Below are 18,507 nucleotides of genomic sequence, written 5' to 3'. Positions count from 1 at the left end.
CGGCTTCAAGAACCTCCTGCACGACACTCTGCAATGCCTGGCGAAAGCCGTCCTCATCCGACAACAGCAACGCTTTCAACTCGCCTCTGCTCAGTCTAACGTCCTAACGTCTCGATTGGTCATGGCACTTCCCCTTCCACGGGAATCGGTGATCGCAACGTCACCACCGTGCCATGGCCGCTCGCCCCTCAGAGCAAGCGCCGTTCTCTCTCCAAAACTTTTTGCAGAACCTTCAGCACACTATCTTCGCGTGTGCTCCGGGCCTCTGAGGGCCCCGTAGAAACGGCCAGATGACGAGCACGCACTGAACTAGGGAAGCTGAATAGGGAGAAGGCCGAAACGGGGTTTTTGGACATATGGTTGGATCTCGCCTTGTGGCAGCCGAGATATGCGACGCCTCGGCGACATTAAAGCCATTAAATGTCACGACGGCGCTGTGGAGGAACGTCGTCCCGCATCGTAGAGTCGAAGCCGTAGGGCGACGGCAGTTTCCTCAAGTAGTACGGGCCATCTCAAAACGCGATGGCACCATGCGGGACTCTATATTGGCGAACTCGATGCCAAGTGGCTCATAGTCGGGTAGAAAGCAACTAGCTGCATCCGCCCGCCAGTACAGTCCGATCGAAATCGAGCGAAGCAATTGCAAATCAAAGACGTCCTCCTCGCGCCCGGCAGTGGTGCGTTTTTCTATGACGACCAAGCTGCTATCAGAGCCGGCGCTTCGCAGGACGGCTTCACGTATGTCGGCGAACCGCTAACGCCTGGGTTCACGTCTATCCGCGTTCCTGCATCTTCGCTCAGCATGGGGCTTGTCCTTGCCGACGACACCGTCGTTTGGGGCGACATGATGAGTGTTCAATATTCTGGCGCCGGCGGACGCGATCCTCTGTTTGACACCAAACAAATCTCGGATTTGACGTCGCGGGTCATTGTACCGCGACTGCTCGATGTCGATGCGTCTCGCTACCTTGATGCCTGCGCCCACGTTTTCGAGCCCTACGAATGTAACCGGCTACCTCTCGCGATCGAGTATGGCGTCAGCCAGGCGCTACTTCGAACCGCGGCCCACCTCCGCCGCAGAACTATGGCGGAGGTCGTATGTGCTGAATTCGATCTGCCGCTGCCGACGCGCGGGATTCCGATTTATTGCCAAAGCGGCGATGCTAAGGAAGTCAACGTCGACAAAATGATCCTGAAAGCGGTGGATGTGCTTCCTCACGGCCTAATCAACTCCTGGCAGAAATTCGGCGTCGACGGCCAGACCTTTATGGAGTTCGTGAAGTGGGTTGCAACGCGTACGCGCCAAATCGGCCGCCCTGGCTATCAGCCGGTGCTGCATTTCGATGTATATGGGTGGATCGGCCTGGAAATTGGCCTGGAGCCGCAACGGATCGCTGACTTTATCTGCAGGGTTGCCGATACCGTTCCGGGTTTCACGCTCAACATCGAGTCGCCGGCGGACCATGGTTCCACGCAAGCTCAAGTTGAGAACTACGCCAAGATCGTGTCGATTTTGAACAACCGGGGTTCCGGAGCGCGCATTGTCGTGGATGAGAGATGCAATACGCTTGAGGATATCCGGCTCTTTGCCGAAGCGAAGGCCGCGCATCTCGTCCAAATCAAGACGCCAGACGTCGGCTCGATGGCAGATACGGCGCGGGCAGTTCTCATCTGCAAGGCGAATAAGGTCGGGGCGTATGTTGGGGGAAGCTGTACTGAGACGGATCTCTCCGCCCAGGCTTCAGTCCACGTATCGGTGGCAACCCAGGCCGACATGATGCTCGCAAAGCCCGGGATGGGTTTTGACGAGGCATTTTCCATTGTCGGAAACGAGCAGAACCGATTGCTCGCGATGCTGAACCGTCGTCGAGCCCAGGACGAAAAAATTTGATGAAAACACGGTGTCGTATGCATAACTCTCTTGAGGGGATTACTGTCGTAGCGGTGGAACAGGCCGTTGCTGCGCCTTATGCGTCGTCTCGCCTTGCGGACGCCGGCGCCCGGGTGATCAAGATCGAAAGGCTCGAAGGGGACTTTGCCCGAAACTACGACAAGTTGGTCCGGGGGCAGAGCGCTTACTTCATCTGGCTCAACCGGGGCAAGGAGTCGGTGTGCCTGGACTTGAGGTTGGAGGCGGACCGCGAGGTCCTCGACACGCTCATTGCCAATGCCGACGTCTTTATCCAGAATCTGAAGCCGGGCAGTATCGAGAAACTGGGTTTCGGTTCTGCCGATCTGCGTCGACGATTTCCGCGGCTGATCACCTGCGACATCTCGGGTTTCGGGGAGAAAGGGCCGTATTCCCACTTGAAGGCTTATGATCTCATCGTCCAGGCCGAAACAGGTCTATGCGCGATCACCGGCAACCAACAAGGGCCCGCGCGTGTAGGGGTCTCTGTTTGCGACATCTCGGCGGGCATGACAGCGCATAGCGCCATTCTTCAAGCCCTCTATCACCGCGAGGTCACCGGCGAAGGCACCAGCATCCAGGTGTCACTGTTCGATGCCGTCGCCGACTGGATGAATGTTCCGGTTCTACAACACGACTACAGCGGCTATCACTCTGTACGCGCGGGTGTGAAACACCCGTCGCTGGCGCCGTATGGCGCTTATCGTTGTGCCGATGGCAAAGACGTCATCTTTTCGGTTCAAAATGACCGCGAATGGGTAAATTTCTGCGAGAAGTTCCTGAAGCAGCCGGGGCTTACACGCGCACCTGGTTTTGCCGACAACATGGAGCGTCTCGGTCACCGCGCGCAACTTGATGAGATCATTGAACTGCATTTTTCTGAACTGTCCTGCCAAGAAGCAATGCAAGAGCTTGAGGCGGCCGGTTTGGCATATGGCCGACTGAACGAAGTGGCGGATATTTCAAAGCATCCCCACGTTCGCAGGGTCGAGGTCGGCACACCCGAAGGAACCATCGAGACGATAGCGCCTGCGGCGATCTTCAACTCGGAGCGCCCCTCGCTGCGCCCGGTGCCGGCCCTTGGCGCGCATACGGAGACTGTCCGGGAAGAAGTTCAGGGGCGTTTGCGCGAAAGAGCCGCGTCAGCGTGAGCGCGTGTCTCGGTATGGTGGGCGCGTTCGCGACGGAGCGTACCTGTTTGCCATCTCAGCACATCGGCCGCCCAGCGAGTTCATTGCCGCCGCCGCCCTCGCTAAAATCGACCGCTGAGGCGACGCCATGATCAAGGACACCGTTCCGGCCGTTGAAGGCCCAATGTCTATACCCCGCTGGAGATCGCTGCTCTTCCTGCCCGCTCACATCACGCGCTTTGTGGAAACGGCTCATGAGCGCGGTGCAGATGGCATCATACTCGACCTCGAGGATTCCGTTCCGCAGGATCAGAAGGGCAGGGCACGGCGGCAGCTTCCTGAATCCGTGGCGAAGGTGGGCCGGAAGAGCAAATCGGTTCTGGTCCGCGTGAATCGTGGTTTGCGCGCCTTGGCGGCGGATCTCGATGCAGCCGTGATGGCGGGTGTTGACGCACTGGTTCTTCCTAAGACGGATTCGGCAGAGTGGGTATCAGAGATCGCGAATGCGGTTTCTGAACTTGAACGAGAAAGAAATCTTGTCCAGGGACGCATTCGGTTCCTTGCCCAGGTGGAGACTCCGGGCGCCTTGCAAAGGCTGGCGGCCATTGCGTCGGCGCATCCAAGGATGGTCGCAATGGCGCTTGGTCCTGAAGACTTTAGTGCCGCTGTTGGCGGCGCACCCGAATTCGACCTTCTCTTGACGCCGAACCTCTCTGTTCTTTTTGCCGCCCGTGCGGCCGGGTTGCTGCCGCTAGGCTTCATAGGAAGCATTGGCGATTTCTCGGACACTCACAAACTTCGTGAAGCCGCGGCGCATGCGCGGCGGCTTGGCTTTGCCGGAGCTTTGGCTATCCATCCGATGCAGGTGGCCATATTCAATGAGGCTTTCTCGCCAAGCGCACAGGAACTTGAGTGGGCCAGTCGTGTCGTTGCGACGGAAAACGATGCCGCCACGCGTGGACTGTCTGCATTCTCGTTGAATGGTAAAATGATTGATCCGCCAGTGGTGCGGCGCGCCCACGAGATCCTGGCTCTCGCCAGCAATGACTGACCTGCCTTTAAGCAGCGGCCGGACAGTGCTGGTTTTCGAGCCATGGGCAGACGGTTTGTCTTGCCTGCCATCTCGTTTCGAGATAGATATGAAAGCACTGGGGATCATGCCCCGGTTGGATTTGTTCATCGTGGACATCAGGCAATTAAGATACTTTGTCGGCGTCGTTGAAGCTGGCAGTTTCACGAAGGCAGCTGCGATCCTTAACGTTGCTCAAAGCGCTCTAAGCCTGCATGTTCGTCAACTGGAGGACGGATTCGGCACCCAGCTGTTGGTTCGCGACAGGACTGGTGTCAGCGTCACGGCGTCCGGAGACAAGCTGCTTGAGCGCGCGCGGAACATCCTGAAGGAAATTCAGCTCACAGAGGCCGAACTGACCAACTCGGTGGCAGCTCCCTCCGGAGAGGTGACCATCGGCATTCCGTCCGGCGCCGCTCGCGTCCTTAGCGGTCCGCTGCTTGAATCGGTAAGAAGCGAATTACCGAGAATCTCACTTAAGATGATCGAGGGCATGACGGGACCGCTCGAGGAGTGGATGGCTGCTGGCCGCTTCAATCTGGCTGTCCTTTACCGAACTGCCGAGAGTGTAGGGCGAATGACGGTGCTGGCACGGGAAGAACTTTGTCTGGTGGTGCCGCGGGGTGAACCGCCTTTCGAAGATTCGATACCACTCGCCGACCTGCATGCGTTTCCGCTGGCGGTTCCGATGCGCAACAACAATGTCAGGCGTTCGGTGGCTGATGTCGTTGCGCAGCACGGGTGTGTGCTGGACGTCAGATTCGAAGTCGACTCCCTTTCTACGATCATCAACATGGTCATGGAAGGAAAAGCTTATTCTATCCTTGCCCCGTCGGCCATTCAGAGGGAGGCCTCTCAAGGCCAAGTCCGGACGGTTAAGATCATTGATCCGGTGATTACCCGTTCCGTTGTGCTTGCCGTCAATCCGAAAGATGAGCGCTCTCCAGCCGTCTCTGCCGTCCGCAAGCTGATCCCCAAGGTCGTCAGGACATTGATCGAGGGCAAGCACTGGTCGGCCACGGCTCCGGACCTGGCTTAGGTATGTCCTTAAAACCAAGTTCAACGTGCTACCGCTCCTCCACGACTGCCTGAGCCGCATCAATCTGTGTTCGAGATGGTTTTGGTCGATATTCCATATTTGACCGGGCGTGACCATTGCGATGAACTGCAGAGAAGCGAGCCCCATGGTCCGGATATCGGCTGGTCCTCGTACTGGCAGGAATTCAGTCAAGCGGAGCATGCGATGTCTAACGCCACGAGCCACCAACTTTTCATCAATGGCAGGTGGCGAGCCGGAAGTGACGGAATTACTCTGCCGGTGACCAACCCGGCGACAGAGCGGGTATTTGGCTCGGTGGCCGCGGCTTCGGCGTCGGATCTGGATGAGGCTCTCGCTTCTGCAGAGCGAAGCCGCCGGACTTGGTCCTCACGGCCTGCAAGAGAGCGCGGCGAGATCCTTGTCGCGGCCGCCAGGATCCTTGCCACGAAGGTGGGAGACGCAGCGAAGGATTTGTCGACCGAACAGGGAAAGACGATTGCCGAAGCGACAGGTGAGTATGCGCGCGCTGTCGAAACGCTGGAGTGGAACGGAACGCATGCCGAAGAGTTGTCGGCCCCTATTCCGATGGGCCCGAACCGGATGATCGTCCCCGAGCCACTTGGCGTCGTTGCTGCCTTTACGCCTTGGAACTATCCCGCCGTTCTCATCGCCCGCAAGCTCGCCCCTGCTTTGGCGGCAGGCTGCCCGGTGATCCTCAAAGGGGCTGAAGAGACACCAAGCGCGGCTGTCCATTTCGTCGCAGCCTTGCGACAAGCGGGTATCCCGGACGGCGTGGTCAATCTCGTCTTTGGTGTTCCGGTGCAAATATCCCGGCACTTACTCAGCTCGCCGATCGTCAAGGTTCTAACTTTCACCGGCTCTACCGAGGTTGGAAAACAGCTCGCCAAGCTCGCCGCGAACAACTTGCAACGATGCATCCTCGAGCTCGGTGGGCACTCCCCCGTCATTGTATGCGACGATGCCGACCTGGCCACGGCCATTCCGGCAATTTCGGAATACAAGTTCGAGTGCGCTGGCCAGAGTTGCAATGCGCCGAGCAGGATCCTCGTCGCGCGGCCTCTCTATGAGGAATTCCTGTCCCGGATGACCGAGGTCGCCCGCAAGATCAAAATCGGTCCGCCGGACCACCCGGCGACGGAGATGGGTCCAATGGCAAATGCGCGGCGAATCGAGGCCATGCAGCGTCTGATCAAGGATGCGGTCGATCGCGGCGCCCGCATTGAAACCGGTGGCACCCGCCTCGACCAGCCGGGTTTCTACTGGTCGCCAACCATCCTGACAGGGGTGCCAAAGGATGCGAAAATGCTTCATGACGAGCCGTTCGGGCCGATCCTCACCGTAGCGCCATTCGACACGATCGAGGAGGCGATCGAAGAAGCCAACGCCACCGAGTATGGCTTGGCCGCCTACTTCTTCACCGGCGCCGCCGATGCGAAACGGGCGCTGATCGACGGTCTTTCGGCAGGCGCGATCAGTGTAAATTACCTGAAGGGGGTTTCCGCAGATGCACCGTATGGTGGCATCAAACAAAGCGGCTACGGATATGAGGGGGGCGAGCAGGGATTGCGGAGCTTCCAAAGCCTGAAACTGGTCAACGGGCTTGGGTCATTCGGATGAGATTCGGTGAATAAGACAACTCGGATCATTGCCGGCAAGGATATCACAAAGAGCGTCGCCGACGCCCTTCAGTATATCTCGTACTACCATCCCCCCGACTACATCCGATACCTTTCGCAGGCATATGCGCGCGAACAGAGCCCGTCTGCGAAGAACGCCATCGGGCAGATACTGCTGAACTCTCGCATGGCCGCCTTCGGACGGCGCCCGATCTGCCAAGACACCGGTCTCGTGGTGGTTTTCGCCAAGGTCGGCATGGGCGTCCGCATCAAATCAACGGCCAGTTTCGCTGACCTGGTGAATGAGGGCGTCCGTCGAGCTTATCTCGACCCGGACAACCCCCTCCGGGCATCGATCGTTGCCGATCCGCTCGCCGGGCGGGTCAACACGCGCGACAACACGCCGGCGGTCATACACATCGACCTCGTGCCCGGCAACCAGATTGAGATCACCATCGCCGCAAAAGGTGGTGGGTCCGAAAACAAGGCGCGTTTCACCACCCTGAACCCCAGCGCGTCCGTTGCCGACTGGGTGGTCGACACCGTTTCGACGCTCGGCAGCGGATGGTGCCCGCCCGGCCTGATCTCGGTGGGTATTGGTGGTAGCGCTGAAAAGGCAATGCTGCTGGCTAAGGAGGCCATGAACCAGTCGATCGATATGTGGGAGCTGATCGCCAAAGGACCGTCAGGCGCGGAGGAGGCACTCCGGATTGAGCTTTACGAACGCATTAACGCGCTCGGTATCGGAGCCCAGGGACTCGGAGGTCTGACAACAGTCGTTGATGTCAAGGTTGCAACCTATCCTACTCACGCCGCGTCCAAGCCCGTGGCGCTGATTCCGCAATGTGCCGCCAACCGGCACATGACGTTCACCTTGGACGGCTTTGGACCCATCCGGCTTGAGCCGCCCGACCTTTCCGAATGGCCGCAAATTGGTCAAGAGGACTTGCACACAGCGGGCGTCCGCCGGGTCAATCTCGATGCGCTCACGAAGGAAGGGACCGCATCGTGGCGCTGCGGAGAAACCCTTCTTTTGTCCGGTAAGATGCTGACGTGCCGTGACGCCGCCCACCAGCGAATGGTCGAGCTGATCGATACCGGCAAGCCCCTCCCGGTCGATCTGCGGGGACGCGTGATCTACTACGTCGGACCCGTCCGCGCGGTAGGGGATGAGGTCGTCGGGCCGGCTGGCCCAACCACCTCCAGCCGCATGGACGGTTTTACTGAAAAGATGCTCGCCGAGACCGGGCTATATGCGATGGTCGGCAAAGCGGAGAGGGGCCCGGCGGCCATCGAGTCGATCGTCAGACACAGAACGCCCTATCTCATCGCAGTGGGCGGCGCTGCGTACCTGATTTCAAAATCGATCAAGGCGGCGCGGCTGGTTGCCTTTGAAGACCTGGGCATGGAAGCGATCTATGAATTCGAGGTGCAGGACATGCCGGTCATCATGGCTGTCGATGTTGAGGGAAACTCTATTCACAATTCCGGGCCCCTTGAGTGGCGCAAGCGTATGGCGGCCGACAGCATCGCCCGCAGCATCGGCGTTTGAGTCCGCCGGCTGCGCGATCCGACCAGAGTCCCATCTCGGATTTTGGGCCTTATCGGTAACACCAGCGGCCATTTGTGGTTCAGCTCCTCGGCGAGCCAGAGAAGAAAGGCTTCTCTCGATGCCAAACGCTCAGTATAAAGACTGGATCGACCTGCCGTCCTTAGTATCGATGCTTAGGGTTTGCTGTCTAGGGGTGCCAATCGGTCAAGCACCGGAGATACCAAAAAGATGCGCTATTCATTTACGAGGAGGCCGCCGCCGACAGGCGATCACTCCTTTCCAAATGCGTCATCGCCGGTTTGGGGCAGGGCTAATAATCCAACTGTTTTACAGCGTTTCTGCTTGGATCGTTCTCGGTTCCCCTGATTTCTACAACCTCGCAGTGAAGCTTGCAGGCCGAGGACGAATGACGGCCACTATATTCGTTCGCTTCGATTGACGATGGAATGGTTGGTACTAGGCCACTACCGCGTGAGAGCATACGGTCATGAAGTCGAAACCCGATCCTGTGCGACTGGACGCTTGGGATGTCCGGATTCTCTCAGAGATCCAATCAGACGGTCGTATTTCGAAAAGCGAGCTCGCAAAGCGTGTCCATCTTTCGGCGTCGGCCTGTTCAGAACGGCTCCGCGTGCTGCAAGCCGCAGGCATCATTGAGGGATTCTATGCGCGACTCAGTCCAGCCCTCATGGGGGGCATCATCTCTATAATGGTGGAAGTGGTTTTGGATCGCCATCGTCTCGAGGATCAAAGACACTTCGAGGCTGCCATCCAAAACGTCCCGGAAATCCTGGACTGCTGGGCCATCGGGGGGCGGATCGACTATTTGATGCGCGTTTCATCCCCTTCCATGGCGGCGTATCAGGATTTCATGGAGGGACTCCTGCAGGCAGGATTGGGGATCAACCAATACTACAGCCTTGTCGTGACGAAGCCAGTGAAAGCCAATTCACCGATTCCGTTGTCCTCATTCAAGCGGAGATGAACTCTGAACCGTTTCCGTCGGCAATTAGTCCCGATTCCGCGAATTCATCGGTCAGATACGCACATTTCCGCGACATTCGAGAGGCCGTTGCGCATATAACGAGCCAGTCGACCGAGTGTTCCGCGTCAATTTTTCGGGCGAGAGCAACCAAGCTTTTGAGCAATTTAGTCGGAGATCCGAAAAGTTCTACGGCCAGGATATAAGCTCAGAAGCACATTATTGCCAACAACCGTTAACTGCCGGCCCTGCGACAAGCTGACGAAGTATGTGATATGGAGGCCAATTATGGCTGGAAGACCCGACAACCCCGGAAAGGGACCACCAGATAATCCCGGAAAAGGACCGCCTCACGGAGTGCCTTCCGGGCCGCCTCACGGAGTGCCTTCCGGGCCGCCTGATCCGCCTATACCCCCGCCGCGCAAGGTGGGATGAGAGGATGGTTGATCCCGATTCATCCATGACCACCCCGGCGCAGCCAGTTCCCCGCTGGGAGAAGCGTTATCCGGGGCGGCTTAAATACGAACTCGACGCGCTGCACGCCGCCGGGATAACGCCTGAGATTGACGAGCCGGCCCTCGCTGCCGGGCGATTGTCGCTCACATTCGACTGGCCGCTCGATACGGCGACGCCCGTTCGGTTGCAGGCTGTCTTTCCCGACGCCTACCCGCACTTTCGGCCTCAGGTCTTTCTGCTCGCCGGCCTGGACCCCCCGCCCGCGCGCCACCGCAGTCCTATCGAGGGCAATCTCTGCCTGCTCGGCCGCGACACCCGGCAGTGGACACCGGGCTGGACGCTTTGTACGTTGCTCGAAAAACAGCTCGCCGACTCCGTGCGTGGTACCGGTGAGGAAGACCAGCAGGGCGAGCCTGCCGAATACTGGTGGAACAACCTTGGCCGTAATTCCGGATCTTATTGTCTGATCGACAGCGGCTGGGATGTCGGCGACACCTCGCAGGGCACATTGCAGCTGCGTTACATCCAAGATCAAACGGTCAAAGTGGAGGCCGAGAACGGTCCAATCCATATTCCAGCGGTCAGGGCCTATGTCGAAGAGGTTCGCGCTGAGGATGGCCAAGTGCTTCACCAATGGGCGGGTCCGCTCCCAACCGACCTGGCCGACGCGAAGAATCAGCTGGAGGTTCCGTGGGTAAGATCAAAAGACACGATGCTGCCCGAACCTCAGCTCGACGCACAGCTAAAAAGGCTCCGCCAAGATTACTCATGGCTCCAGCGTACCCGGCCACGAAAGTACGGTTCAGGTCTGAAGTTTGACCTCCGCGCACTCGTCTATCCGAGCGAGCTCGGCTTTGGTGAGACGGGCCTCGGCTGGTGCTTCGTCATGGTCTTCGGTCATGCACACGGCTTTGAGCCGAAGAAGAACAAAGCCCCCAAATCATTGCGTATCACGGCGTTGCCCGTTTTTCGCGCCGGGCCGGGCGACATTGGCTGGCGTGTTCCGGCCGTTGCATCCCTTAAAGACAAGCGGATCATTGTGGTGGGCGTTGGCGCCGTCGGCGCACCGGTAGCGATCGAACTGGCTCGCAACGGATGCCGCACCCTCGATCTCGTTGAACATGACATTCTTGAGCCTGGAAACACGATCCGCTGGCCGTTGGGCGCAGCCGCCTGGGGTCAGCGCAAGACAGACGCCTTGCAGGGTTTTCTCGCTCGCCAGTATCCGGCAACCGAAGTCCGTAGCCATTCGCATTTTATAGGTATTGCGGCGCAGGCTCTGAGCGATCCGGGTGACGACGATATCCTCGACTCGCTCATCAGGGACGCTGATCTCGTTATCGATGGCAGCGCTTCGCACGGCGTTACAACGCTGCTGCATGACCGCTGCCGAAGCGCAGCCGTTCCCCTCATAAGCTTGTCCGCGACGCCGACGCTGGAGGGCGGCACCGTTGTCCGACACGTCCGCGAAAGCGGCTGCCCGAATTGCCTTTTGCACGCATGGCACAAGCACGAGATCGAACCCCCGCCAGGACAGGATGCCGGTGACGAGGCCCTGACCCAGCCGGCGGGGTGCAGCGAGCGCACATTCACCGGTGGCGACTATGATCTGCAGGAACTTTCGCTGCAGGCGGTGAGGCTGGCCATCGATACCCTCTCGGGTAAGGCGGACGATTGTTCGGTCGTGCAGACACTCAGCTTTGTTGATGATGAACGAGCGCGCTGTCCGCCGAGCTGGCGTGTCGATCCGCTGCCAAAACACCGGAACTGCCGGGGCGGGCATTGATGTTGCCGGATGTTGATGTCTGGCTGCCTAACATCGTGACTCAGGAATGCGCGGTTGAAGCCGACACCAAACTCCCATTAGAGACCGGCGGCACTTTCATGGGCTGGTGGTTGAATCCTGATACCGCCGTCGTAACCGCCATGATTGGTCCCGGACCCGGCGCCCTTCACGAGCGCTTCCGGTTCCAGCCGGATCAGCAATGGCAGCTTGAGCAGATTGCCGCCCAATATGAGCGTTCGGGTCGCCGCGAGACTTACCTCGGCGACTGGCATAGCCACCCCGGCGCTTCGAGCGGCGCGCTGAGTTGGACCGACCGCGGCGTCCTTCGCCGCGTTATCGCCACACCAGAAGCCCGCTGCGCAATGCCGCTGATGATGATTCTATGGGGTTCTTCCGGCACATGGCAGCTGACGGCGTGGCGAGCACAAACGGTGCCGCGGGTGGTGCTCTGGGACAAGCTGCATCTCGATCCGGTGCAGATAAGGGCCTTTTGAAATCTCCGCACACGCAGATGCCAGCGGCTTGATGAAAGGCATGACCTGGCATCCGCTTCGGTCAGGCGATGATCCGGCCAACCTGCGCGAGGAACGGCCTGCCCGGCAGCGTGGGCTGCAGCGGGTGAAGTAACGGCCGCGCCCACCGGCGTGGACCCGCTGCATTGGCTGCTCCTGACCACCCATGCGGGAACCTGCTCCGCCGGGGCCTGGCCGATTGTCGCTTGTACACGCAGCGCTGGTTGATCGAGCAGTTCTTCCGAGTGATGAAGACCCAGGGCTTGAAGATCGAGACAGCCAGTTGCAATCGGGACAGATGGAAGCGTCTACTGCTGTGTGGACACGGTGTCGAGCCTTGGCGAGCCCGTCCAAATCTATGCGAAAGAAGAATCTAGAGCACGTCCTGGGATCGTAAGTCGATCGTCATGTGAAGAGGGGACCTTTGCTGCTCGATGAGGAGACTGCGGAGGGTCTTCTCGAGCATGCTTCCCCTGCCGCCCGACTCAGCGATCCCGACGCCTTCATAACGCTGCGAATCTGCTTTGAGAGGGATGGCAATCCTGAATAGCCCAAGGCGTGCCGCCACGAGCGTGCGCATCACTATATCCCCGAAAATATTCTGGCGACACGAAGAACGCATCGCGGAAGTTCTATTGGGCTGCTGGAGGGGGATCTTCGGACAGCGCATCTCGTAATACCAGTCCCCGGGGTTTATGCGGTACCTTCGCAGACATCCGCCGACGACCAGAACACGGCGGCGGCCACTGATCCGTTATCCGCCTCAAGGAGAAGGTAAACTCCAGAAACCTCGGTTTTCACTGCGTTCGAGGCCGATTTTCGCGAATTCGTCGGCTAAAGACGTGCATTCCCGCGAAACTCGAGAGGTATTTGCGGCTACACTTGTTTTCAATAGGCGGCTGGGTGAGTGTCTTCTGCCTACTGCTCGCGAGGAGGGGAACTATGAGATTGAGCAATTTGGGAACTGAGCAGCTGCGGGAGAAGGACCGAAGCTTCGTCTTTCATCCGTCTACACACTTGGCCAAGCACAGCCGCGGCGAGACGCCAAACCGGATCATGGCCGGTGCAGAAGGCGTGTACATCTGGGATACCGACGGCCGAAAGAGCCTTGACGGTTTCGGAGGGCTTTACTGCGTCAATATGGGATATGGCTGCACGGAGATTGCGGAAGCCATCGCGCGTCAAGCGCACGAGTTGCCGTTCGCCCATGTCTATGCGAGCCAGGGAACCGAGCCAGTCGCACTCTTGGCAGAGGCCGTGGTGGAATATTTCGGTCAGAACATGCGAAGGGTGTTTTTCGGCCTCTCCGGCTCAGACGCCAATGAAACCAACATCAAGCTGGTCTGGTACTACAACAACATCCTCGGGCGCCCTGAAAAGAAGAAGATCATCTCGCGCAATCGCGGGTATCACGGGTCAGGGCTGGTCACAGGTAGCCTAACGGGTCTTGCCTTCTTTCACGATTTCTTCGACCTGCCTTTGGATTTGGTGCGCCATACGACGACGCCACACTACTATCGCCAGGCGCGCGACGGCGAAAATGAGGAGGCGTTCTCCAGGCGCTGTGGCAACGAACTTGAAGCCCTTATCCTCGCCGAAGGCCCAGAGACCGTTGCAGCCTTCATTGGAGAGCCGGTACTTGGGACCGGGGGCATCGTTCCGCCTCCGAAGGGGTACTGGGCTGCGATTCAGGGGGTGCTTGACAAGTACGACATCCTTCTTATTGCCGATGAGGTGGTCTGCGGCTTCGCGCGAACCGGTGAGAAATTCGGTTCCCACCTCTATGGCATGCGCCCGGATTTCGTAACCATCGCGAAGGGCTTGAGTTCCGCCTACCTTCCTATCTCCGGTTCGATTATCGGTGACCGGGTCTGGTCGGTTTTGGAACAAGGGACGGAAAAGCACGGGCCACTCGGCCATGGCTGGACATATTCTGGTCACACGCTTTGCGCGGCGGCCGCGCTTGCTAACATTAAATTGCTAAAGGAAAGAAACATCCTGGAACATGTTCGGGACGTCGGACCCTATTGGCAAGCCCGCATGAAAGCCGAACTGGAGCGACATCCCATTGTCGGCGAGGTTCGCGGCGTCGGCATTCTATCCGCCGTGGAGCTGATGCGGGATCCGAAGGGTCGGGTGCCATTTGAACCCGGACTTCAGGTCGGCGTGCGCGGCGCCGCTGCTCTGTTTGAAAATGGTGTCATAGGCCGCGCTATGCCGCATGGCGATATCCTCGGCTTTGCCCCACCTCTGATCATTACCCGAAAAGAGATCGACATCATCGTCGAGGCAGCCGCGAAATCAGTCGATACGACCTATCGCGCGCTGAAGGCGGAGGGCGCGATATGATCTGACGTGACGGATGACGCCTCCCACTCGGATCGACCAGGATATGACCTCCGGGAGCCCTGTGGCGTCATGAGCTGGCGCGCGCAAAACAACCCGCTTCGCTTTTAAGGCAACTTGCATGGAGGATGTGCGAGCCGATGGCGAAAATGCGAGGTCAATCTCGAAAATACAGAACCGCCTTCGCGTCCGAGACGGTGACGTAGGACTGCTGCAAGAATTGTAGAGGTGATGCTCTCACAGACCACAGACCGCAATCTACCGTGAGGCTGAGCTCCTCCATGGAGCAGTCTCAACAGCCCCGCAGACAGACACCCCGACCGTAATGAAGTGCAAACCCCAGAGGACAACTGTCACTGCTGAGAGATGACGCTGGAATGAGGTCTCGGTGTCGATAAGAGCGTCGTCGAAGCACATATCGCCCTCCCAAGGCGCACCGGCCCGGCACGGAGCTCAGTCTCCTGCCGGGCCTGCATGGCCGCGCTTTGGTCGACCCGGGCTCCGATATGGGCGGCCAGAAGCCATGAGCCAACTCACTGCAATTTAGGTATGCAAGACGTTTTTCATAGATTTGTCGAGCAAATCGCAGACAGCGCTGACGCGACAGACCTGCGCAACGCTTTACGGGAGATTGCCTCTTCGCTCGATTTGCCGTCTTTTGCCTATCTTTTCCCTTCGCCTGGCAAGGGCCGCAAGGTGCGCCTGATTTCCACCTACCCTCAATCCTGGACATCTCACTACCTTCACAGTCGGTATGAAAAGATTGACCCGGTTATCCATCAGGCGCGTGGTGGTCAGGAACCATTCAACTGGGATGCGCACGGTGCTGATCTCGAACTATCGACGCAGCAGCGACAATTGATGGATGAGGCAACGCAATTCGGCATTCGCTGCGGCTTCACGATCCCGATCCATGACAGCGGCGGCCTGTTTGCAGCACTGACCTTCGCCTCCGATGAGAGGCAACCACTGTTCTTCCGCGTGATCGACCGATATGACCGCGCGCTCGAGCTCATCGCGATCTTCTTCCATCTTCATGCCTGTCGCAAGCTGGCCGACGGCAGGATCGTGGATGGCGTTACCCTATCTCGAAGGGAAATCGAGTGTCTGAAGTGGGCGGCTCGCGGAAAGACGGCGTGGGAGATCGGCCGCATCTTGGGAATCAGTCGGCACACCGCAGCCTATCATCGGGATAACGCCAGGAACAAGCTTGGCGTGAAGACGGTTATTCAGGCGGCCGTTCGGCTTGCACTATCCCGGCCATCTTTCTTCACCTGATCTCCAAAACCTGGGCACATACACAGGTTGTATCAAATCCGGCCTTTGCCTTCAATCGCAGGTGCTATCCATGCGAGGGAGAAAGGCCATCATGATGCAGTTGATCACGCCGGATTGCTACGCTGAGTTCAGCGACGAGCTCGAGCAGATGCACCGCTTGCGGTATCGCGTCTTCAGGGATCGACTTGATTGGGACGTTTCGTTCAGCGGCGGCTATGAGGTCGATCCGTTCGACGCGCTTCGTCCCCACTACCTGTTGCTGCGTGGGCTCACCGGGCGCATCGACGGTTGCGTGCGCCTCTTGCCGACCACCGGACCGACGATGCTGCGCGACAGCTTCTGCGCTCTCCTTGCAGACCGTTCGGCGCCGGAAGATCCGCGGGTCTGGGAAAGCAGCCGTTTTGCGCTTGATCTGCCGCCTTCCGCGCCGAAACAGGCGGGCATCGCTATTGGCACCTACGAGCTGTTTGCCGGGATGGTCGAGTTCGGGTTGTCACGTGGTCTGCGCAGCATCGTTACCGTAACGGATCTGCGCATAGAGCGGATCTTGCGTCGCGCCGGCTGGCCACTCGAACGGCTGTCCGATCCGCAAACAATAGGCAACACGCGCGCCGTTGCCGGATATCTCGACGTCTCAACAGAGAGCTTGGAAGCCCTCCATCGCAATAGCGGACTCAAGGGCCCGGTACTGTGGACACCGGTCATGAAGATCGCCTGAGCCTGGAATCCAACCAGTTCGTGGAAACGATGCAATGGACGAAATAATACCTGGCCCTGCCTGGCCGGACAGGCAAGATGATGGTGACTATGGCTATGTCGAGCGGCTGACCAGCCGAGGCTGGGCCTGGGAATTCCTCAGGCGCAATCCGGACTTCCAGAACGATCTGGCGAACGCGCTGCGCCGTGCCGAGCGTACGAACGCCGGGGCCGTGGACATAATCAGCCTGCCGTCGAACACTGCCGATCTTTCGCGGTGGGGCCTTCTGTTTTGCAAGCTCGAAAGCAAATGATGCGAGCGTCTTCTGGTGCCCCCGCCAATGTCCGCATGTTTTGCCCCTTGCTGCCGAAAGAGCGGCGCGGCCTGGCGGGATCGACGTGCTCGATCTCGCCGCGCGCTCCTGCCGCATCTCCATACTCGTTACGGGAGACGGGCATCAGCACGTCCTTGTCGAGGACAATGGCAGGAGCTTGCAGTTGGCTGCTTCAGGCGTCAGCCTCCTCGAACCTGTGCGATTGACTTCCTCCGTCTTCTGGCCGCCTGAGGAACTCAAGCAACGCCTGAACGGGATGGAATGTCTGAACGGCCTCCGTTCGACCGGAAGGCTGCAATCGGGATTCTTTCCAACCGAACCCCGTCGCACGCGGTTGCGCCGAGTCTTGCGTGCGCTCGATGGCTCCATCGCTGGCGCGCCACACCGCGAAATCGGCCTTGCTCTCTTCGGCAGAGCCCGCGTCGAGCAGGACTGGGCCGACCGCGGTGACCATCTTCGCGACAGCGTCCGCCGTGCAGTCAGACGCGGGCGCTCGCTTATGAACGGTGGTTATAAGCGGTTTCTTCTATAGTGATCGTCACTATCAGGCCTCTTGGCCAGAGAACAGCTCTTTGTACCCCGCGATCACCAGCCAGTGGGCGCGCGCGAGATGGCTGCGAACCGCCTTTTGGGCGCGAGCCGGCTCTTGCACTGGATCGATGCCCAATATCGCCTGCGCCATCTCTTCTTCGCTGGCATTCCCGGCGCATGCGTCTATGAGTCTCAGATAGATCCTGAAGTGCTCATTGTCATAAGCGGTCAGGCTCTCCGCCCAGGGGACCTCGTCGGCAACGGCAGGTTGGAGCAATCTGTCTTCCATCTCATATCTCGCTATGAATTCTCCCGCGTCCGCCTTTGACTGGACATATCCTAAAATGGGATAATCCGAAACTGGGATTAGTCGGTGAGCCAGTTCTTTCTGGCCGGTTCGTCTGATGCCGAAATCCCTTCGATCACCTCGCCAGCGCTGGCTGCTGAAAAGGTTGATAGCGGCGCGCAAAAATAACGGATTCACCCAGAGCCAGGTTGCTGAAATGCTAAGCCGCCCGCAGTCGTTCGTCGCCAAGTATGAGGGTGGTGAACGTGGGCTGGACGTAATTGAGTTTCTCGACCTTACCGAGGCTCTCGATATCGATCCTTGCGAGCTTCTGGCACAAATGCGTCGCTCTCGTGATCTGTAGATGGCGTTGCGCTTGGTTTGGGTGCCAAACTTCACGATTTACCTCCTTGAGTTCACGGCTCAGCGGGATTTGCCCTCGCTAAAGTGATGCCGTGTAGCCGCTCCCCTTTGTTGTCTCTGATTTTTGTAGAGAATCCTCCGTGGTGAAATCCTCGACAAGAGGGTGGCTTCTCGTGCATGGAAATCCGAGAGGTCTTTGCCCGCAAACTGCATAGGCATCGCAAAAAAAGAAACTGTCGCAAGAAGCGCTGGCCCATGAGGCTGGCGTCGACCGAACGTATGTCAGCGCACTTGAGCGCTCGGTCTATGCAGCCATCATTGATACGGTGGCAAAACTCGCCAGAGTGCTCGGAATCGAGCCGGCCGATTTACTCGACCCTCATTCTGAATAAATCTGGAAGCAGCGACGAAACCGCGGTTGATGAGACTCGACCAGAAGTTTTCCAGGCATTCATGCTGCTGACAGGAGCATCCGCGCGCGTGGCGACGCGCACCACGTGCTCGTGAACCGAGCCCGCTTTTCTTCGGCAAGCTCAGGCGGTCTCGGCCATTCGGCTTCGCCCCTTGGCGTGGGCAGCCCTTCGGGCTGAGACGGCCGCC

General features: G+C 58.8%; 16 protein-coding genes and 1 pseudogene. 16 read left to right on the top strand and 1 reads right to left on the bottom strand.

From position 1 onward, the window contains the following. Positions 1 to 640: 640 nt before the first annotated feature. The 14 genes from NKJ84_RS31035 to NKJ84_RS30970 all read left to right on the top strand — a co-directional run bounded on the left by NKJ84_RS31035 (position 641) and on the right by NKJ84_RS30970 (position 17,259). Positions 641 to 1,891: a methylaspartate ammonia-lyase gene (locus tag NKJ84_RS31035; RefSeq protein WP_352509674.1), complete on the top strand. Its 1,251-nt coding sequence runs from the start codon at positions 641 to 643 to the stop codon at positions 1,889 to 1,891. A gap of 17 nt (positions 1,892 to 1,908) precedes the next feature. Further along, on the top strand, positions 1,909 to 3,060 hold the full coding sequence (locus tag NKJ84_RS31030) for a CaiB/BaiF CoA transferase family protein (RefSeq protein ID WP_352509673.1): 1,152 nt from the start codon (positions 1,909 to 1,911) through the stop codon (positions 3,058 to 3,060). Between the two features lie 127 nt (positions 3,061 to 3,187). Next, complete coding sequence (locus NKJ84_RS31025) at positions 3,188 to 4,090, top strand: HpcH/HpaI aldolase/citrate lyase family protein (RefSeq protein WP_352509672.1); 903 nt, start codon at positions 3,188 to 3,190, stop codon at positions 4,088 to 4,090. 130 nt (positions 4,091 to 4,220) lie between these two features. Beyond that, positions 4,221 to 5,147 (top strand): LysR family transcriptional regulator, encoded by a 927-nt coding sequence (locus NKJ84_RS31020; RefSeq protein ID WP_352509677.1) that lies wholly within the window; start codon positions 4,221 to 4,223, stop codon positions 5,145 to 5,147. 204 nt (positions 5,148 to 5,351) lie between these two features. Next, positions 5,352 to 6,785 carry an NAD-dependent succinate-semialdehyde dehydrogenase gene (locus tag NKJ84_RS31015; RefSeq protein WP_352509676.1) on the top strand — a complete coding sequence of 478 codons (1,434 nt, stop codon included), beginning with the start codon at positions 5,352 to 5,354 and terminating at the stop codon, positions 6,783 to 6,785. A 6-nt stretch (positions 6,786 to 6,791) separates the two neighbouring features. Beyond that, positions 6,792 to 8,336: a fumarate hydratase gene (locus NKJ84_RS31010; RefSeq protein WP_352509671.1), complete on the top strand. Its 1,545-nt coding sequence runs from the start codon at positions 6,792 to 6,794 to the stop codon at positions 8,334 to 8,336. A gap of 487 nt (positions 8,337 to 8,823) precedes the next feature. After that, positions 8,824 to 9,321: an Lrp/AsnC family transcriptional regulator gene (locus tag NKJ84_RS31005; protein ID WP_352509669.1), complete on the top strand. Its 498-nt coding sequence runs from the start codon at positions 8,824 to 8,826 to the stop codon at positions 9,319 to 9,321. Between the two features lie 436 nt (positions 9,322 to 9,757). Further along, a complete protein-coding gene (locus tag NKJ84_RS31000; protein ID WP_352509667.1) occupies positions 9,758 to 11,560 on the top strand; it encodes a ThiF family adenylyltransferase in 1,803 nt (600 codons plus the stop codon). Continuing rightward, positions 11,560 to 12,054, top strand: coding sequence for a Mov34/MPN/PAD-1 family protein (locus NKJ84_RS30995; protein WP_352453525.1), 495 nt, complete (start codon positions 11,560 to 11,562; stop codon positions 12,052 to 12,054). Before NKJ84_RS31000 ends, NKJ84_RS30995 begins: the two co-directional genes overlap by 1 nt. Positions 12,055 to 13,014: 960 nt before the next feature. Next, a complete protein-coding gene (locus tag NKJ84_RS30990) occupies positions 13,015 to 14,421 on the top strand; it encodes an aminotransferase (RefSeq protein ID WP_352509666.1) in 1,407 nt (468 codons plus the stop codon). A 546-nt stretch (positions 14,422 to 14,967) separates the two neighbouring features. Beyond that, positions 14,968 to 15,696, top strand: a complete 729-nt coding sequence (locus NKJ84_RS30985; RefSeq protein ID WP_352509664.1) for a LuxR family transcriptional regulator — start codon at positions 14,968 to 14,970, stop codon at positions 15,694 to 15,696. 91 nt (positions 15,697 to 15,787) lie between these two features. Further along, entirely contained in the window at positions 15,788 to 16,414 is a 627-nt protein-coding gene (locus NKJ84_RS30980; protein WP_352509663.1) for an acyl-homoserine-lactone synthase, read from the top strand. 34 nt (positions 16,415 to 16,448) lie between these two features. Further along, positions 16,449 to 16,706 (top strand): transcriptional regulator domain-containing protein, encoded by a 258-nt coding sequence (locus tag NKJ84_RS30975; RefSeq protein WP_352509661.1) that lies wholly within the window; start codon positions 16,449 to 16,451, stop codon positions 16,704 to 16,706. Positions 16,707 to 16,983: 277 nt separating this feature from the next. Continuing rightward, a complete protein-coding gene (locus NKJ84_RS30970; protein WP_352509675.1) occupies positions 16,984 to 17,259 on the top strand; it encodes a DNA -binding domain-containing protein in 276 nt (91 codons plus the stop codon). A 12-nt stretch (positions 17,260 to 17,271) separates the two neighbouring features. On the opposite strand, the gene NKJ84_RS30965 is transcribed toward NKJ84_RS30970, so the two are convergent. Continuing rightward, positions 17,272 to 17,547 (bottom strand): DNA -binding domain-containing protein, encoded by a 276-nt coding sequence (locus NKJ84_RS30965; RefSeq protein ID WP_352473864.1) that lies wholly within the window; start codon positions 17,545 to 17,547, stop codon positions 17,272 to 17,274. Between the two features lie 115 nt (positions 17,548 to 17,662). Here NKJ84_RS30965 and NKJ84_RS30960 point away from each other — a divergent pair, with 115 nt between their 5' ends. Continuing rightward, positions 17,663 to 17,908 carry a helix-turn-helix domain-containing protein gene (locus NKJ84_RS30960; RefSeq protein WP_352509659.1) on the top strand — a complete coding sequence of 82 codons (246 nt, stop codon included), beginning with the start codon at positions 17,663 to 17,665 and terminating at the stop codon, positions 17,906 to 17,908. A 176-nt stretch (positions 17,909 to 18,084) separates the two neighbouring features. Then, positions 18,085 to 18,299, top strand: a pseudogene (locus NKJ84_RS30955) (helix-turn-helix domain-containing protein). Positions 18,300 to 18,507 lie beyond the last annotated feature (208 nt).

Origin of the sequence: Mesorhizobium sp. M0048 (assembly GCF_040323405.1) — a bacterium.
In the GTDB taxonomy this organism is placed as follows: Bacteria; Pseudomonadota; Alphaproteobacteria; order Rhizobiales; family Rhizobiaceae; genus Mesorhizobium.
Note: the sequence above shows the minus strand (reverse complement) of the source record. Positions and strands in the feature narration are given on the sequence as shown.

Coding starts and splice junctions, on each gene's coding strand:
- NKJ84_RS31025 (WP_352509672.1), top strand. CDS start 3,188: ATGATCAAGGACACCGTTCCGGCCGTTGAAGGCCCAATGTCTATACCC.
- NKJ84_RS30980 (WP_352509663.1), top strand. CDS start 15,788: ATGATGCAGTTGATCACGCCGGATTGCTACGCTGAGTTCAGCGACGAG.
- NKJ84_RS30995 (WP_352453525.1), top strand. CDS start 11,560: ATGTTGCCGGATGTTGATGTCTGGCTGCCTAACATCGTGACTCAGGAA.
- NKJ84_RS30960 (WP_352509659.1), top strand. CDS start 17,663: ATGCCGAAATCCCTTCGATCACCTCGCCAGCGCTGGCTGCTGAAAAGG.
- NKJ84_RS31005 (WP_352509669.1), top strand. CDS start 8,824: ATGAAGTCGAAACCCGATCCTGTGCGACTGGACGCTTGGGATGTCCGG.
- NKJ84_RS30965 (WP_352473864.1), bottom strand. CDS start 17,547: ATGGAAGACAGATTGCTCCAACCTGCCGTTGCCGACGAGGTCCCCTGG.
- NKJ84_RS31030 (WP_352509673.1), top strand. CDS start 1,909: ATGCATAACTCTCTTGAGGGGATTACTGTCGTAGCGGTGGAACAGGCC.
- NKJ84_RS31015 (WP_352509676.1), top strand. CDS start 5,352: ATGTCTAACGCCACGAGCCACCAACTTTTCATCAATGGCAGGTGGCGA.
- NKJ84_RS30975 (WP_352509661.1), top strand. CDS start 16,449: ATGGACGAAATAATACCTGGCCCTGCCTGGCCGGACAGGCAAGATGAT.
- NKJ84_RS30990 (WP_352509666.1), top strand. CDS start 13,015: ATGAGATTGAGCAATTTGGGAACTGAGCAGCTGCGGGAGAAGGACCGA.
- NKJ84_RS31000 (WP_352509667.1), top strand. CDS start 9,758: ATGGTTGATCCCGATTCATCCATGACCACCCCGGCGCAGCCAGTTCCC.
- NKJ84_RS30970 (WP_352509675.1), top strand. CDS start 16,984: ATGGAATGTCTGAACGGCCTCCGTTCGACCGGAAGGCTGCAATCGGGA.
- NKJ84_RS30985 (WP_352509664.1), top strand. CDS start 14,968: ATGCAAGACGTTTTTCATAGATTTGTCGAGCAAATCGCAGACAGCGCT.